Below are 16,080 nucleotides of genomic sequence, written 5' to 3' on the forward strand. Positions count from 1 at the left end.
CATCCACGCATCACCCCATTGCAATGGGACGAGCGAGGTCGGTGCAGGATGGGCTCGTCCTGCGTTCGGGCGAACCGGACGGTGGGTGTTTCAATCGTGCGGGCGCTGCCGTGAAGGCTTGGTGTCGGGGGCGCCGAGCGCACCGAGCGCACCGAGCGCACCGGGGGCACCACGAGGAGACATCTGGCGGATGCAGTAAGAGAGGGCGGCGCGCAGGTTGCGGTGGGTGACGATCTGGGAGAGGTCGGCGCCGAGGGTGATCATGGTCTGGGCGACGGTGGGGCGGATGCCGGCGACGATGCCTTCAGCGCCGAGCAGGCGGATGGCGTTGACGAGGCGGAGCAGGTAGCCGGCGACGCCGGTGTCGACGACCTCGACGCCGGTGAGGTCGAGGACGGCGTAGCGGGCCTGGCTCTGGGTGATGCGGTCGAGGAGGTTGTCCATGACCTCGGCGGTGCGGGTGCTGTCGAGGACGCCGAGCATGGGGAGGGTGAGCACGCCGTCCCAGACCTCGATGATGGGGGTGGAGAGGCGGCGGATGATCTCCTGCTGCTGTTCGATCTTGGCGAGACGATCGCGGAGCGCGTCCTCGGCGTTGCGGACGCGGGTGATGTCGATGGAGAAGCCGAGGACCATGACCTGATCGCCGTGGGCGTCGCGGATGGGGACCACCCAGCTCTCCCAGTGAATCTCCCCCGTCGTCGTGAAGTAGTGGGTAAGCTCGCCGTTGATGGCTCGGTGGACGTTCTCCGTCACCCTGGGCACGTCGCCATAGACGTCGAAGATGCTGTGGCCCAGGAAGTGATTCTGTCGCAGCCCGAGTGTGTCCAGGACCTGGCCCTCCTGGTAGATGAAGGTGCCCGCGAGATTGCAACCCCAGATGACTGCAGGGAGGTGCTTTGCGAGGGCCTCGAGGAGGAGCTCCTTGATGCGTGGGGGGCTCTCGAGGTCGAGTCGCAGCGAGCCGTGAATGGCGGTGCCGTCCTGCGTGCAGGCCGCATGGAGCGTCGCCATTCCATAGGCGCCCTGCACGTCCCGCAAGCGCACGTCGAGCCTCTCGGCGGTGGTGCTCTGCCGCAGGCGCGCCAGGGCCGCTTCGGCGAGAGGTCTGTCCTTCGGGTGGATGAGATCGAGGAGCTGAGCCCCTGCCTCTCCCCCCGCACCCACGTGGTGCCGCAGCGCCGCGCTGGTGAGCTCCAGCCGTCCGTCGATGGCGGCGACGAAGAGCAGCTCGGGACAAGTCGAGAAGAATGAATCCAGCAATGCGCTCGGTGTGTTTGCGGCCACAAGAAACTCCAGGTCGCGTACCAATGGTCCGACGTATCAGATGACCACTCCCTCCGGAAGGCGACTGCGGGGAATCCATGCGTGCCAGGCGTACTCTGGCGATTGCGAGCGTGTGTGGACTCGCACAGCGTACGTGAACCCGGTGCGCGTCATGACCTGAGCGCAAATCTTGCCGGCATGTCGCGTTGACCTCCCACGACGACGGAATGGGACGAGGCGGTATGCAGGTGGGGCGGCGAGGCGAGCGAGGCCGTTGCTGAACGCGACCGGCGACCGTTGGGGGCATCCGCGGGGCGGAGCGTCAATCGTGGGGGCGAGGCGTCGAGGGCGACGGGGAGGACATCTGCCGGATGCAGTGAGAGAGGGCGGCGCGCAGGTTGCGGTGGGTGACGATCTGAGAGAGGTCGGCGCCGAGGGTGATCATGGTCTGGGCGACGGTGGGGCGGATGCCGGCGACGATGCCTTCGGCGCCGAGCAGGCGGATGGCGTTGACGAGGCGGAGCAGGTAGCCGGCGACGCCGGTGTCGACGACCTCGACGCCGGTGAGGTCGAGGATGGCGTAGCGGGCCTGGCTCTGGGCGACGCGATCGAGGAGGTTGTCCATGACCTCGGCGGTGCGGGTGCTGTCGAGGACGCCGAGCATGGGGAGGGTGAGCACGCCGTCCCAGACCTCGATGATGGGGGTGGAGAGGCGACGGATGACCTCTTGCTGGTGCTCGATCTCGGTGAGCCGCAGGCGGAGCTCTTCCTCGGCTTTGCGGACGCGGGTGATGTCGATGGTGAAGCCGAGGATCATGACCCGCTCCCCGTGGGCGTCGAAGATGGGGATGAGCCAGTTCTCCCAGTGAAACCCCTGCAGGTAGGTGAGGTAGTGGATGCTCTCGCCAGCGAGGGCGCGGCGCACGTACTCGCCCAGGCCCTCGACGTTGCCGTAGAGGTCGAGGAGGTTCTGTCCCACGAACTCGCCGCGCTTCACGCCGAGCATCTCCAGGGCTTTGCCCTCCTGGTAGACGAGGGTGCCGTCGCCGGAGCAGCCCCAGATGGCTGCAGGGAGGTTCTCTGCCATCGCGTCGAGGAGGAGTTCCTTGGTGCGGGGAGGGCAGACCGCTTCTAGCCGGAAGGCGCCGTGGATGGCGGTGCCGTCCTCGGTGCGGGCTGCATGGCACCTCACCATGGTGAACACCCCGTGCGTGTCACGCAGGCGGACGTCGAGCCGCTCCGGCGTGGTGCTCGACGAGAGGCGCGCCCAGGCGGTCTCGAAGACGGGCTTGTCCTCGGGGTGGATGAGGTCGAGGAGGTGGACCCCGGGCTCACCCCCGGCGCCGAGGTGGCGCCGCATCGCCGCGCTGGAGAGCTGGAGCTTTGCGTCGAGGGTGGCGACGAACAGCAGCTCGGGACACGTCGAGAAGAACGAATCCAGCAATGCGCTCGGTGTATCTACGCCCACAGGAATCTCCGGGTCGCGCGTCAATGGTCCGGCGTATCAGAACGCCATTCATTACGGAAGGCGACAGCGATGAGCCCGGCGGGGTGACCGCTCTTTTCAATGAGGGATTGTGGGGAGACGCACGGGTAATGCCGTGCGGGTATGCAGCATGACGTGAGGGCGGGGTTACGTGGTGGTGCCCCGGTCCCGCATGACGGCGATGCAATGGGAGAGGGCGGCGCGCAGGTTGCGGTGGGTGACGATCTGGGTCAGGTCGGCGCCGAGGGCGACGATGGTTTGCGCGACGGTGGGGCGGATGCCGGCGACGATGCCCTCGGCCCCGAGGAGGCGGATGGCGCTGATGAGCTGGACGAGGTAGCCGGCCACCCGGGTGTCGACGACCTCGACGCCGGTGAGGTCGAGGATGGCGAAGCTCGCGCCACGCTGGTTGATGTGGGTGAGCACGCTCTGCAGGACGTCGGCGGTGCGGGCGCTGTCGAGGACGCCGAGCATGGGGAGGGTGAGCACGCCGTCCCAGACCTCGATGATGGGCGTGGAGAGGCGGCGGATGACCTCCTGCTGCTGCTCGATCTCGGCGAGCCGGGCGCGCAGCTCCACCTCGGCGCGGTGGACGCTCGTGATGTCGATGTTGAAGCCGAGCACCACGCTCAGGTCGCCTCGGGCATCACGAATGGGGAGGAGCCAGGTCTCCCAGGCCCCCCCATCGAACCGGGTGAAGTAATGGACCACCTCGCCGGTGAGCGAGCGCCGGACATGGCTCGTGACGCCCTCGACGTGGCCATAGAGGTCGAGAATGTTCTTGCCGGTCAGGGTGTGGCGGTCGATGCCGATTGCGCCGAGCAGCCGGCCGTCGTTGTAGATGAACCGGCCCTCCGGATCGAGTACCCAGACGCTGGAGGGGAGGTAGTCGACCATGGCGTCGAAGAGCCGTGCCGTGATGCTCGAGGTGCCGGAGACGGTCCTGGGCCAGAAGCAGCCGTGGATGGTGTCTCCCTGCGGAGCGCGGGCGGCGTGGCACGACAGTGACCGATAGGGCCCGCGCGCGTTGCGGAGCCGGAGGTCGAACCGCGCTGGTGCCGTGCTGTTGCGCGTCTTCGTGAGCGCGTCGGACAGCGTCTCCTGGTCGTCGGGGTGGGCGAGCGCGGCGAGCGTGAGTGGCGCTCCCCGTTCGGCGCCGAGGCTGTGACGGAGGGATCGGCTCATCGACAGGAGCTCGCCGTCGACGCTGGCGATGAAGAGCAGATCGGGGGACGTCTCGAACACGGTGTTCATGGAGTCGGTCGGGCTGGGGTCAGCCATGAGGGAGCCTCCTCGAGCGGTTGGGGGCGAGCGCCGGGGCCATCTGCCGGATGCAGTGGGCGAGGGCCGTGCGCAGGTTGCGGTGGGTGACGATCTGGGAGAGGTCGGCGCCGAGGGCGACGATGGTCTGCGCGACGGTGGGGCGGATGCCGGCGACGATGCCCTCGGCCCCGAGGAGGCGGACGGCGCTGATCAGCCGGATGAGGTAGCCGGCCACCCGGGTGTCGACGACCTCGACGCCGGTGAGGTCGAGGATGGCGAAGCGCGTGCCGCGCTGGCTGATGTGGGTGAGTACGCTCTGCAGGACGTCGGCGGTGCGGATGCTGTCGAGGACACCGAGCATGGGGAGGGTGAGCACGCCGTCCCAGACCTCGATGATGGGCGTGGAGAGGCGGCGGATGACCTCCTGCTGCTGCTCGATCTCGGCGAGGCGCTGACGCATCTCCCGCTCGACCCGTGACATGGCGGAGACGTCGAGGGTGAACCCGAGCACCAGGCTCAGCTTCCCCTGGGCGTCGTGAAGGGGGATGATCCAGTTCTCCCAGGTATAGCCGCCGTGCTCGTTGAAGTAATGGACGGGCTCACCGGCGAGGGCGCGCTTCACGTTGACGGTGACCCCGTCGATGGCGCCATGGAGGGCGAGCATGTTCTGGCCGAGGAAGCTGCCGCGCTCGTAGCCATTGGAGAGGAGGAGCTGGCCGTCGTTGTAGATGTAGTCGCCCGCTGGATCGAGCGCCCACACCGCGGCGGGGAGGTAGTCGAGCATGGCGTCGAAGAGCCGCTCCTTGATGCGCCGGGGTCTCGGGTCTGGCCTGGTCCGGAGGTGCCCGTGGATGGTGTCTCCACCGGGCGTGCTGGCGGCGTGGCACGATAATGGGCGGTATACCCCGCGCGCGTCGCGGAGGCGGAGATCGAACTGCACGGGCTTCTGGCTGCGGCGCAGATGCGAGAGCGCGATGGAGAGCGCGGCCCGGTCGCCGGGATGAGCGAGTGCGGTGAGGGGCAGATCGTTCGCGGGGGCGAGGTCGAGGGTGTCGCGGAGCCCTCGGCTGACGGCGCGGAGTCGCCCGTCGCCAGCAGCGACGAACAGCATGTCCGGGGAGCTGCCGAGGAAGGCGTCGAGTAAATCGGTTGGCGCGGGGTCACTCATGGGGGGACCTCCTCGGCTGGGACGCCGGGCGTGGGGTCATCTGGCGAATGCAGTAGGTGAGGGCGGCGCGCAGGTTGCGGTGGGTGACGATCTGGGACAGGTCGGCGCCGACGGCGACCATGGTCTGGGCGACCGTGGGCCGGATGCCGGAGACGATGCCCTCCGCGCCGAGCAAGCGAATGGCGCTGACGAGCCGGATGATGTAGCCGGCGACGCCGGTGTCGATCATCTCCACGCCCGTGAGATCGAGGATGGCGAAGCTGGCGTGGTCCTGCTCGATGCGGGCGAGGAGCTGCTGCATGACGTCCGCAGTGCGGGAGCTGTCGAGGATGCCGAGCATGGGCAGCGTGAGCACGCCATCCCAGACCTCGATGATGGGGGTGGAGAGCTGGCGAATGATCTCGCGCTGTTGCTCGATCTCCGCAATGCGCTCGCGCAGGGACACCTGGGTCTCGTGGACGCGGGTGATATCCATGCTGAAGCCGAGCGTCATGAACTGTCGCCCGTCGTCGTCGTGAATGGGCACCATCCAGTTGTCGCAGTGGACGCCCATCATCTCGCTGAGGTAATGCGTCGCTCTTCCGGCAAGGGCCTCTCGGACGTGGGTCCGGACGACGTCGGCATCTCCATGGAGTGCGAAGACGTTTTGTCCCACGTACTGGCGCGGCGCGAGCCCCATCGACTGGGTGGTCGCGCCCTCTTGGAGGAGGAACTTCCCCTCTTCATCGAGGGCCCAGATGCCCACGGGGAGGTGGGCGGCGATTGCATCGAACAGCGCCTCTTTGCAGACGGGATCCGCCTCGACGAGGTGCTGGTGCAAGCTGCCGTGAATGGTCGGGCCCTCGTCGGGGCGCGCCATGCGGCACGAGAGATGCCTGGAATGCCCATCGGCTTCCCGGAATCGCGCGCGCAGGGTGACAGGCTCGCTGGATGTCTGAACCCGGGCCCAGGCGGCGTCGAAAACGCCCTGGTCGTCCGGGTGGATGAACGTACGGAGTGGCTGACCTGGTGTGTCGTCGACGCCCAAGGTGTTCTTTAACGCGGTGCTCGTGCGCTCCAACCGGCCATCCAGGTTGGTGATGAACAGCATGGCCGGGCAAACCGAGAAGAATTCCTCGACCGACATGGCGGTTTCCCCTTCACCCCCCCACGGACATCTGGTGCGTGTTCTCGCACCGACGTATTCAAGCTATCAGCAGGGGGGCGTGCTGGGGAAGACGTCGCTCACGTGCAGGACGAGGTCATGGCGTCCATGAGAGAGGCGGTGGGTAGGGTCGAAGAGCTCGGGGGGCTCGATGTCTGGGGCACGCCTACATCGCGCGGGCGCCATGGGGGCGCTGGCCGTGCCGTCGACCATCGCGCACCACCTGAAGAGACACGTGCTCACTTGCTCGGCCAGAAGAGTGCCATGCGTGCGTGGCCGGACTGATAGTCGCACATCGAGAAATGCGCATAGGCGGCCTGAGTACGGGTGAGCTTCTCGGCCGTCTTGCCGTCGAGCATGTCGACGATGGCCTGGAAGTGCGCGTCATATTCGCTGTTGTTCTCGAAGGAGAGCACCTTGCTGCTCCAGGCACCGGACGCTTGAAAAGGGGGAGGCGCCGTCGTCTCCTCGTCGTAGAAGACGACGCCTTTCGAGGACGCTCCCTTCTGATCGGCCATGCCCGTCTTCGCCGTGGCGGCCTGGTGCGGGAGCAGTCCATTGAGTTCGTTCAGCAGGGCGGCTGCGACGTTGCGGCTATCGGAATCGGAATGGTAACGGTATGCCCAGGCCATGGAATGTAGCTCCTTTGTCGTTGTGGTTCAGCCGCTCGACGCAGCTGGAGTCCGGTGCGGCGAAGTGCACGGTCCGTTCCTGCGCCCTGGTTCTCCTGGCGAGAGAGCGCGAGGTCACTGCGGCAGCGCGCGCCGCTTGATGTTGGTGGGGTGGCACCCCTTCGATGTCGGTGCGGTTCATCGGGCGTGAGGACCTTGCGTCTTCGAGGGACGCGGCGCGTCCTGGTGGGAGACAGCAATCGGCCGTGCGGGCCTGCAGCAGGGGAACGCACCCCCGCCGCCCCGCCGTGCAAAGCTCGTCGGGACCCCATCACCGTGCGATTCACGCGGGAAATCAGGCATGCCTCGCCGCTTCGGGCCTGCCGTCATGACGTCAGGAAGCGGGCGAGATCGTCGGCCGTATGGTTCAGGGGAGGCAGGGGTCGAGCGTCGGAGGCAGGGTCGTCGACGTGACGCTGCTGCGGGCTTCGATGGGATCCAGGCAGTAGAGAGGCATGCGCCGGCGCTCCCAGAAGGGAGCGCCAGGGAATCGATGCTCGGTGCGGTAGTGCTGGCGCTGGAGATCGAGGTAAGCGCCGTAAGCATTCTGGAGAACGGCGACGTAGGTGGGCAGGGCGTCGGGGCGGTGAGCGAGGTGGTCGGCGATGGCGTGTCCGGCGTAGTACCCCGACCCCATCGCAGACCCGATCCCGTGGGACGACAGGGGATCGTAGGCCGCCGCAGCGTCGCCCACGGCGAGCCAACCCGCTCCGGTGACGCTGGTGAGGCGCGACGTTTCGGCCCGCTGTGGCTGTGGCGGCGTTGCGAGGCGGTATCCGTGGCCCTCGATGCGTTCGCGTGTCTCTGGCGCCTCTCGGAGCGCGCGCAGGAAGGCTTCACGAGCGGCATCGGCCTCACCGTGGGCGAGACCACGGTCCATGAGGTCCGCGTCGGTCATGAAGGCGACCGCGAGCGCGCCGTCGGCGAGCAGGGCGGAGTACCACCAGCCGTCCGGGGTCGCCTCCACGAGTGTGTACGTGTCCGTGGTCGGCGTGGGGCTTTCGAGACGGGCGGCGACGCCGACGAGGCGGTCGTAACGCACCCGCTGCACACCGAGGCGCCGGGCGACGCTCGCCGCGCGGCCCGTGGCGTCGGCCACGAAGTCGGTGGTCTCGGTGATCCGTGCACCGCCTGGGTCGGTGAGCTCCAGATGAAAGCGTTCTCCCTCGCGTATGCAGCGGTCGAGCCGTGTCCCCCAGCGAAAATCGACGCCGGCAGCCTGCGCGCGCTCCGCGAGGCGCGCCTCGAACAGGCGGCGGTCCACGTGCCACCCATCGCCACGGACGCCCGCGAAGAAGGGTCGCTCCCCGGGCCGGGGTGATCCCCACACGAAGCGGTGTCCACGCGACCGGAGGTGCCCGTCCTGGGTGAGGAGCTGCTCCAGGCCGAGCCGAGCCAGGAGCAGGGTGACGCTGGGGGGAAGGCACTCGCCTGCCTTCGTGGAAGGGCCGAGACGCCCCTCCAGCACGATGGCGCGCACGCCGCGCCGAGCGAGGACGAGGGCGGCCACGGTGCCCGCTGGACCACCCCCCACGATGACGGCGCGGCGTGCGCTGTTCATCAGACGTTCCCGCGGTCGCGGCGGCGCCGAAGGGGGTTGCCGATGATCTCTGCAGGCTCCACCGCGGCGGCCTTGTGGCGTGCGGGGAGAATGGCCGCGCGAAGGGCAGGGGGTGCTCCCCGGGAGACGCTGGTGCTCTCGGCCTTCTGCACCTGGCTCCAGGTGGGATCGTTGACCTCGAACGAGTCGTCACGGCCGAGCTCGACCCACATCTGCTGACCCAGACCGAGACTTGCTCCGTCGGAGGGGGCGTCGACCGCGGTGACGATGCCCATCTTGTCCCACTCCGCGACCATGTGCGCGCGGCGCTCCTGGCTCCCCGTGTCGATGTCGCGCAGCCAGAACTGGCGGTAGGCGAGGTGCTTCATGCGCTGGAGGAGAGGCTGGTTCGCGTCGAGGACGCGGTGGTACGCCTTCACGCTGAGGACCTCGTTCGGGACGCGCGAGGACCAGAAGGAGGGGAGCGCGAGGTAGGTCGAGAGGTCGTAGCCGGCAAGGCAGCTTGCTTCATCGGTCTGCCACGGGACGCCTTGCCAGCGCGTGAGGCTGCCAGGGCCGGCGCCGTCCGTGGGGCCGCCCTTGCCGAGCGCCACCGCCGGGGTGAGGACGGGGCCGAAGTCGTCCTTGGGCATCTGTCCTTCCGGCAGCACGTTGAGGCGGTACGCGAGCGAGGTCTTGTCGTGAACGTTTCTGGGCTGCCACATCGTCGGCACCCGCAGGGTCCAGGTAAGTTCGATCCCGGGGTGGAAGGGGCCGCCCAGGCAGTCCTCCAGGTGCGCCCGATCGATGGCGGCGGGGCGGTCAGCGAGGTCGATGTCGTCGAGGGAGGTGATCTTGGACGGGCCGTCTCCGGTCACGAAATCCCCCTTGGCCCACCGATCGAGCCACTCGTACTGGGTGGTGGTCAGCCCGAGATCGGCGATGTCGGTGCCGCGGAACTCGCCGTAGCCGTCGCCGTAGAAGGGCGGCAGGGCGTCCGGCCGCTGCTCGGGGCGCGCCTCGGGGACCGGGATCTGGGGGCTGCGGAACCACGCGGCCCACTGCTGCCTGAGCTTCTCGTTCTTCGCGTCGGGGCTCGAGAGCTTGTCGAGCAGCGCCTTGCTGGTGAGATCGCTCGGGGAGCCTGCGCCGAAGAGGATGTAGAGCCCGTGGTTCACCCACTGGTTGTCGACGAGGCGCGCGAAGAGGGGGTAGATGTGCTGCCAGAAGACGATCTGAGGCTCCGGCGTGACCCAGCCCTGGCGCAGGTAGAGGTCGTGGACCACGTCCCACATGGTCGTCACGGGGAAGATTCCTGGCGCGTAGTTCGGTGGCGCCACCGCGACCATCGCCGGTTCGGCGTCGTAGTCCTTTCCGCCGACGGTGATCGTGGCCCGTACCGTCCCGTCGGACGTGTCGTCGTACCAGCCCTCGTTGTTGGCGAACGTGCTCGGGAGCTCGCCGTACACCGAGCCCGCCTGACCGCGGCCACCGAGGAAGAGCAGCCGCCCCTGAGCGTCGGTGCGTAGCTCGCCGAGGTAGACCTGCACGACGTCCTGGGGGGCATCCGGGAAGCGGATGAAACCGGAGGCGAACTGGTACGCGCGGCCCGAGACGCCGTTGCCGGTGATGGTGCGGGGACCGGGATCGATGGCGAGCTGCCTGCGCTGATCCCCCTGGATCGCGTCGTTGCGGTGGGTGGTGTCCAGGGCTTCCGCCCCGATGTCCATCGCGTTGTAGAACCTGTACCAGGCCGACTTGCGGTTCACGACGTGGACGCGCCAGGTGATCTGGGCATCGGCCGAGGTGATTTCCTGGACCACGTTGCCGTCGGCGTCGTAGCCGTAGACGCGAAAGCGAGCTACCCCTCGCTTGAGCTGACCATCGGGGGTCTTGAAGCCGCCTTCGGGGGCCGCGGCCACGCCGGGGACCTCGGAGGTGATGTAGTAACCCTCCTCGCCGGGGGCAGCATCGGCTGGCGCGGGGGCGCTGCCGACGCGGGCGATGCCGAGCGCGGGGTGGATGGCGTATCGAACAATCGGTGCATGTGCCATGGGACTCCTTTGGGCGTTGCCGCCGAGGGGCGTCCCGTCAGCACGCGACATGCCATGGCATTGCGGATGGCATGCTCGGCTCGTGCGATGGAGAGGGGGCGAAGGTGCCGTTGCATCACCTGGATGGCGTCACCAGGCCATCCTCGGGACATGCAAGCGGAGGCTCGCAGTGGCCCAGGTCGTGCAATGCCTCGACCTGCGAGAACCCATCGTCGGCCTGAGCGACATCGCCCATGGCGCGACGAGCCATCGTGAACCGTCGAGGAGAATACCCATGCAACCGCAAAACGCTGCGCTCGGGACCGACGAGCAACCGACTCAGCATGCATTCGTCGTGTTCGGCTATGAGCACTCGTACCTGGCGCACTCCGCCATGTTCCAGATGCAGCCCCATGCGTATCAAGCCATTCAGGAGCTGTACCTGGAGCCCGTGCCCGACGCGAGAGCTTACCTGGAGGAGTTTCGTCGGCAGAGCCCACAGACGCTTCTTCTGGGGCTCTCGCTGGAGACGAAGGTGCTCTATGATCTGCTCCGCGATCGGTTTCAGATGCAGCTCTACAAAGAGTCGATCGACGACAAGAACAAGCTCATGGTCGTGACGGCTGTCCCGGGGCGCCTGATGTATTACTTGCCGCTGCACGCCGATGGGCCGGATTACCCCCGGGAGCTGACCTATTTCATCTATGGCCGTGGCGTCGAGACCTTCATGTCGCACGTGATCACGAGGCGTCCCAACTTCCATCACGAAGTGACGCTCGCCGGGACTCCTCCTGGAATCAGCGCCGCGGATCTGGAGCGAGGCGTGGTGGTGACCATCCCCGGGATCCCGGACGGCTTCCATTCGACCGATCCGCTCCCCGAAGCCATTTATCCCATCATTCTTCCGGGAGGGAGTAAGTCCTTCGTGCAGATCTTCCGCCGCGACCGCTTCACGTACCAGGCGCTCAACGGTTCCTGAGCCCGTCGAAGAGGTCGTCCCCGCCTTCCTGCGCTAGCTTGCCCTCCTTCATGCATCGAGCCGCGGACGCTGAGCCCTGACCGGCTCGACGAGGACGCCGCACACGCACGCCTGGCTTGCCGTCTGGTTCGTCCAGTTCAATGCACGTGGCCACCCGGGTGACCCTTCGGCGGGAGCGAAGCCAGCTCCTGCTCCACATGTCCGGAGAGCTGCCGAGGAAGGTGCAGAGACAATCGGCTGGAGCGGACTGCGTTCGACGACACGCGGGGACGACCTACGGAAAAGACCGTCGCCTTCGCGTCGATGCCTCGCGATCCATTGCGTTCGACCAAGGTGCGGCGGTCTTCTCTCAGCTGTCGATCCAATTGGGTGGTGAAAGCATGGCCGGGCGAACCGAGAAGAATTCCTCGATCGACATGGTGGCTTTCCCTTCACACTCCACGGGCATCTGGTGCGCGTTCGCGTATCGACGTATTCAAGCTATCAGCAGGGGAGGAGGGTGGGGAAGAGGATGAGGTGCAGCCCGGGCATCGTGATAGGAGGCCGATGAAAGGCACTGGGAGCCGTCCGAAGGCAGATGGGGAACTGCCTTGGTGAAGACATCAGCGAGGACCAGAGGAGTCGTCTGATCTCCCGCCTGCGCCTACCCTTCACGACCGGATGGATGTGGGAACGGTGAAGCTCGCGCCGAGCATCGTTGCTGGAGCGATACACGCACCTCGGGATGTCGCAATGGCGACACCATGGCAGCAGCGCCGAGGCTCGGGGGCGCTATAGCGCCAGTGTCACCCACGCGGGCGTTGCATCACCTGTTCGAACACGCTGTTCAGAATCGTTCCGCTGTTGAATGTCATGCCCCACCGCTCCATTTCCAGCGAGCTGCGGTGACGGGTCACCTTTTTGTTACGGAAGTCCCGGACTTCGAGCTTGTAATCGAAGGTGATGCCACCGACCCTGGTCGTCGTACCCGTGGCATTGATGTGCGCAATGTGGAGCGTCTCGACACGCTGCGAGACATAGTGCTGATTCGCCGTCGATCCCAGATCCGAGATCCAGTCGCCCAGGTATTTCGTGAGCTGGTCCGGGTTGAGATGGCCACCGCTGAGCCTTCCGAGCGCCAACCCGACCGAAATGAAGACGTTTCGGATGAGATGAAGCTGAGTCTCCTCCCTCACGTCCAGGACCCTGTCGTAATCGACGGCGAAGATGTTGTTCTGCCGGACCCACTGGGCATTGGCCATGATGACCGAGACCTTGTCCATCCAGGCCTGGGGGTCCCTGACGATCTGGAACTCGTGCTCCTTCGTCGCCCCCGCCCTGGCCGCGGTGATGTTGTGAGGTGTCCCGCGTGGTGACAGCTCTCTCTGGAACGTTGCCAGCGCGTCGGCGACGTACCCTCTGCATGCGTCGGGGCTCGCCAGCTCGCACGTGAGCCCGATGTTTCCCAGGCCGCGCGACATGCGTTGAACATCCACCTGGGTGGACCTGGGGGGGGCGAGACCAATCTGGAAGTCGAATGCACCGCCGAAGCTCATGTTGTTTCCTCTTTCGTGTAGAGACGTCGTTTCATCGATGGAACGACGTGGCGTCGCATGAGCATGGGATGTGCCATGGTGTCGGTTGTCACATGTTGCCGCGTGGCGTGCTGCGCGACGAGGCCGCTGGCAGACACTCCAGCAGCGTTCTGCGTCACGGAGGGACACGGCGCTTGCTGATGGGAAGCAGCGGACGGCTGCGTCCGGGAGTGTCCTCCACGAGGTGACGCTCGCCGCGCCTTCTCCAGCCGTCAGGTATCCGTGTGGTGTCGGGATGACCTTCCCCCGAATTCCGGACGAGAACCCCTTCCCACCTTCCTCGTGCGCCCGGCCTGCTCTGAGCCGGCTCGGTCCAGTCGGGTGGTTCTTTGCTCCAGGCTCAATGCACGTGGCCACCCCCCGGGTGACCCTTCGGCGGGAGCGAGGCCAGCTCTTGCTCCACCATGGCCCGGAAGCTCTCGTGGTCTCCTGCAGCGCTCTTCGCGATCTCGAGGGAGCGCTCGAAGTGATGCCTGGCGAGCGGCGCATTGCCCTGTCGCTTGTGGAGCGCACCGAGGTTGTACTGGACGGCGAAGTGGCCCGGGCGAATGCTCTGCGCCCGCTCCATGGCCTGGATGGCGGCCGAGAAGTCGTGCAGCGAGGTGAGGCTGTCGGCGAGGAAGAAGTAGGCGTCGAACAGCTCCGGGTCCTCCGCGATCACCTGGCGAAAGAGTACGATCGCGGCGATGTGGTTCGCGGCCTGGTGGAGTGTCCTCGCGCCGGAGAGCAAGGCCTGAACGTGGTGGGTCGAGGGCTGATGGCGCTGGTTGGAGCGGCCGCAGTAAGAGCAGCTCGGATCGCGGGGGGAGACGGGGGCGCCGCAGAACGTGCAGGTGACCATGACGGGGTGCAGTCTTCGGACGTGGCCTGGTAAGTCAAGGCGCGTCCACGCTCGCGCTCGCCAGAAGGTGCCAGTGACGCCGCTCCCGGTTTCGAGCTGGGACCTCCGTTCTCTCGAGGTCGTGGTGGCCCAGGTGGCTGGTGGATCCTGGACGAACCCGCGCTTCACCTCGGATCCGACGTGCTCGTGCCGGACCTTGCCGGATGGCGCCGTGAGCGTATGCCAGCGCTGCCCGAGGCGGCCTACTTCACGCTGCCGCCCGACTGGGTATGCGAGATCCTGTCCCCCTCCACCGCCGCCCACGACAGGTACGGGAAGCTCCCCGTCTACGCGAAGGCTGACATCCCCTGGGCGTGGCTCATCGACCCCACGGAGCGCGCCCTGGAGGTGCATCACCTCAGCCCACGGGGGCGCTGGGAGGCGGAGCTGGTCATCCGGGGTGACGTCAGCGTGCGCGCCGCGCCTTTCGATGCCATCGAGCTGGACCTCGCCGCCCTCTGGCCCGACGCGAAGCGCTGATCGACGAGGCGCGCGCGCTGGGCCGTCGCACCGACGACGAGGTGGTGCCTGGGGCGCGCTTCACGAGTTCGGGGGCGATCTCCGAGATCGCCCCCTGGTGATTTGTCAGATCGCCTCGGCACCTGCGAAGCCACCTGGCGCGCGGACCTCCCTCTCGAAAACAGCCTGAAATCGCGTGATCGGCGCTCTTCTGGGCGTTGGCCCGCTCTCTGCAATCGAGCCCTTCCGGTCCGCAACGCTGCGCTGAAGCGCCTCCTCCGAGGCCGCCAGCGCGACCTCATCACCCATCGAACGGAAAAGGAAGGCTCCCCATGTCGCGCAAACTCACCATTCCGGGCTCTCTGCTCTCGCTCCTCTTCGCTGCCGCCGCCGTGAACGCGGGCGGGTGCGTGGTGGACCCCTCGGTCGACGAAGACTTCGAGGACTTCGAGAGCCAGGAGTCCGCCGTGTGTGCGGGCGCCCCGAACTGGAGTGAGAACGTCGCTTATGGCGTGGGGACCGTGGTCCAGTTCGGAGGCAAGTCGTACCGCTGCGCGCAAGCCCATACGAGCCTCGCGGGCTGGACGCCGGCGGCGGTGCCGGCGCTCTGGCAGGAGACCGGGACCTGCTCCGGCAGCAGCTCCACCACGACGAGCAGCAGCAGCAGCGGCGGCGGCACTGGCTCCGGCGGCGCGGGCGGTGGCGGCGGCGGATCGTGCAACTACCCGGCATGGCAGCAGGGCCGGATGTACTACCCGGGTGACATCGTGCGCTTCAACGGCTCGCTCTACATCGCCGAGCACGAGAACCCTGGCTACGACCCCACGATCAGCACCTGGTTCTGGGACCCCTACACCTGCTCGGGTGGGACCGGCGGTGGTGGCGGCGGCAGCGGCGGGAGCGGGGGCAGTGGCGGCGGCGGCAATGGCGGCTCCGGGCTCGCTGGCGTCCTCTCGCAGAACGACTTCAACGCCATGTTCCCGAACCGGAACCCCTTCTACACGTACAACGCCCTCGTCGCGGCGGCGGCGACGTTCCCGGCCTTCGCGAACACGGGCAGCCTGGAAACGCGGAAGCGCGAGGTGGCAGCATTCCTCGCCAACGTGTCGCACGAGACGGGAGCGCTCGTGTACATCGAGGAGATCCAGAAGGGCGACTACTGCGACACCTCCTGGGGTCCTCCGGGGTGCAGCTGCGCGCCCGGCAAGCGGTACTTCGGGCGCGGACCGATCCAGCTCTCGTGGAACGGGAACTACTGCGCTGCCGGGAACGCGCTGAACCTGCCGCTCCAGAGCGATCCGGATCTCTTGTCGCGGGACGCGAACGCGGCGTGGAGGACGGGCCTCTGGTTCTGGACCACCCAGAACGGCGCTGGCACCATGACCGCGCACAGCGCGATGGTGAACAGCCGCGGGTTCGGCGAGACGATCCGGACCATCAACGGCGCGCTGGAGTGCAATGGCCGGAACCCGGGCCAGGTCCAGAGCCGGATCAACACGTACCAGAACTTCACCAACCGCCTCGGCGTGTCGCCCGGGAACAACCTGGGCTGCTGAGCCGAGCCCGGTGGTAGACTCCTGGCCGCGAGACGTCGCGAAGGGCCTTGCGGCCAGGAGA

13 protein-coding genes are annotated in these 16,080 nt (G+C 67.2%); 3 read left to right on the forward strand and 10 right to left on the reverse strand.

Features of this window, described 5'->3' with window-relative positions:
* Positions 1 to 90 precede the first annotated feature (90 nt).
* From CMC5_RS11115 to CMC5_RS11155, 8 genes are all read right to left on the reverse strand, one after another.
* Complete coding sequence (locus tag CMC5_RS11115) at positions 91 to 1,287, reverse strand: STAS domain-containing protein (protein ID WP_063796254.1); 1,197 nt, start codon at positions 1,285 to 1,287, stop codon at positions 91 to 93.
* Between the two features lie 301 nt (positions 1,288 to 1,588).
* A complete protein-coding gene (locus CMC5_RS11120) occupies positions 1,589 to 2,710 on the reverse strand; it encodes a PAS domain-containing protein (RefSeq protein ID WP_156338447.1) in 1,122 nt (373 codons plus the stop codon).
* A 189-nt stretch (positions 2,711 to 2,899) separates the two neighbouring features.
* Positions 2,900 to 4,033 carry a PAS domain-containing protein gene (locus CMC5_RS11125; RefSeq protein ID WP_050430379.1) on the reverse strand — a complete coding sequence of 378 codons (1,134 nt, stop codon included), beginning with the start codon at positions 4,031 to 4,033 and terminating at the stop codon, positions 2,900 to 2,902.
* Positions 4,026 to 5,183, reverse strand: a complete 1,158-nt coding sequence (locus CMC5_RS11130) for an STAS domain-containing protein (RefSeq protein WP_156338448.1) — start codon at positions 5,181 to 5,183, stop codon at positions 4,026 to 4,028. Before CMC5_RS11130 ends, CMC5_RS11125 begins: the two co-directional genes overlap by 8 nt.
* Positions 5,176 to 6,309 (reverse strand): STAS domain-containing protein, encoded by a 1,134-nt coding sequence (locus tag CMC5_RS11135; RefSeq protein WP_050430381.1) that lies wholly within the window; start codon positions 6,307 to 6,309, stop codon positions 5,176 to 5,178. Before CMC5_RS11135 ends, CMC5_RS11130 begins: the two co-directional genes overlap by 8 nt.
* 257 nt (positions 6,310 to 6,566) lie before the next feature.
* Positions 6,567 to 6,959, reverse strand: coding sequence for a hypothetical protein (locus CMC5_RS11145; RefSeq protein ID WP_050430383.1), 393 nt, complete (start codon positions 6,957 to 6,959; stop codon positions 6,567 to 6,569).
* A 406-nt stretch (positions 6,960 to 7,365) separates the two neighbouring features.
* Positions 7,366 to 8,559, reverse strand: coding sequence for an NAD(P)/FAD-dependent oxidoreductase (locus tag CMC5_RS11150; RefSeq protein ID WP_050430384.1), 1,194 nt, complete (start codon positions 8,557 to 8,559; stop codon positions 7,366 to 7,368).
* Positions 8,559 to 10,592 carry a LodA/GoxA family CTQ-dependent oxidase gene (locus CMC5_RS11155; RefSeq protein ID WP_050430385.1) on the reverse strand — a complete coding sequence of 678 codons (2,034 nt, stop codon included), beginning with the start codon at positions 10,590 to 10,592 and terminating at the stop codon, positions 8,559 to 8,561. The genes CMC5_RS11150 and CMC5_RS11155 overlap by 1 nt, the downstream gene beginning before the upstream one ends.
* A 274-nt stretch (positions 10,593 to 10,866) precedes the next feature.
* Here CMC5_RS11155 and CMC5_RS11160 point away from each other — a divergent pair, with 274 nt between their 5' ends.
* The gene (locus tag CMC5_RS11160) at positions 10,867 to 11,550 is read left to right on the forward strand and encodes a hypothetical protein (protein WP_050430386.1); all 684 of its coding nucleotides are present in this window, start codon (positions 10,867 to 10,869) and stop codon (positions 11,548 to 11,550) included.
* Positions 11,551 to 12,335: 785 nt separating this feature from the next.
* Here CMC5_RS11160 and CMC5_RS11165 read toward each other — a convergent pair.
* Positions 12,336 to 13,085 carry a lectin gene (locus tag CMC5_RS11165; protein ID WP_050430387.1) on the reverse strand — a complete coding sequence of 250 codons (750 nt, stop codon included), beginning with the start codon at positions 13,083 to 13,085 and terminating at the stop codon, positions 12,336 to 12,338.
* A 379-nt stretch (positions 13,086 to 13,464) separates the two neighbouring features.
* Entirely contained in the window at positions 13,465 to 13,965 is a 501-nt protein-coding gene (locus CMC5_RS11170) for a zinc ribbon domain-containing protein (protein ID WP_050430388.1), read from the reverse strand.
* A gap of 147 nt (positions 13,966 to 14,112) precedes the next feature.
* Between CMC5_RS11170 and CMC5_RS11175 the strand changes: the two genes are divergently transcribed.
* Positions 14,113 to 14,484 (forward strand): Uma2 family endonuclease, encoded by a 372-nt coding sequence (locus tag CMC5_RS11175; protein ID WP_281180882.1) that lies wholly within the window; start codon positions 14,113 to 14,115, stop codon positions 14,482 to 14,484.
* Between the two features lie 311 nt (positions 14,485 to 14,795).
* Entirely contained in the window at positions 14,796 to 16,019 is a 1,224-nt protein-coding gene (locus CMC5_RS42320) for a glycoside hydrolase family 19 protein (protein WP_082362387.1), read from the forward strand.
* Positions 16,020 to 16,080 lie beyond the last annotated feature (61 nt).

The sequence above is a fragment of the Chondromyces crocatus genome, assembly GCF_001189295.1.
Taxonomy (GTDB): Bacteria; Myxococcota_A; Polyangia; order Polyangiales; family Polyangiaceae; genus Chondromyces; species Chondromyces crocatus.

Excerpts from the sequence above, each read along its gene's own strand:
- CMC5_RS42320 (WP_082362387.1), top strand. The coding sequence starts at position 14,796 with ATGTCGCGCAAACTCACCATTCCGGGCTCTCTGCTCTCGCTCCTCTTC.
- CMC5_RS11145 (WP_050430383.1), bottom strand. The coding sequence starts at position 6,959 with ATGGCCTGGGCATACCGTTACCATTCCGATTCCGATAGCCGCAACGTC.
- CMC5_RS11150 (WP_050430384.1), bottom strand. The coding sequence starts at position 8,559 with ATGAACAGCGCACGCCGCGCCGTCATCGTGGGGGGTGGTCCAGCGGGC.
- CMC5_RS11125 (WP_050430379.1), bottom strand. The coding sequence starts at position 4,033 with ATGGCTGACCCCAGCCCGACCGACTCCATGAACACCGTGTTCGAGACG.
- CMC5_RS11130 (WP_156338448.1), bottom strand. The coding sequence starts at position 5,183 with ATGAGTGACCCCGCGCCAACCGATTTACTCGACGCCTTCCTCGGCAGC.
- CMC5_RS11135 (WP_050430381.1), bottom strand. The coding sequence starts at position 6,309 with ATGTCGGTCGAGGAATTCTTCTCGGTTTGCCCGGCCATGCTGTTCATC.
- CMC5_RS11170 (WP_050430388.1), bottom strand. The coding sequence starts at position 13,965 with ATGGTCACCTGCACGTTCTGCGGCGCCCCCGTCTCCCCCCGCGATCCG.
- CMC5_RS11160 (WP_050430386.1), top strand. The coding sequence starts at position 10,867 with ATGCAACCGCAAAACGCTGCGCTCGGGACCGACGAGCAACCGACTCAG.
- CMC5_RS11165 (WP_050430387.1), bottom strand. The coding sequence starts at position 13,085 with ATGAGCTTCGGCGGTGCATTCGACTTCCAGATTGGTCTCGCCCCCCCC.
- CMC5_RS11155 (WP_050430385.1), bottom strand. The coding sequence starts at position 10,592 with ATGGCACATGCACCGATTGTTCGATACGCCATCCACCCCGCGCTCGGC.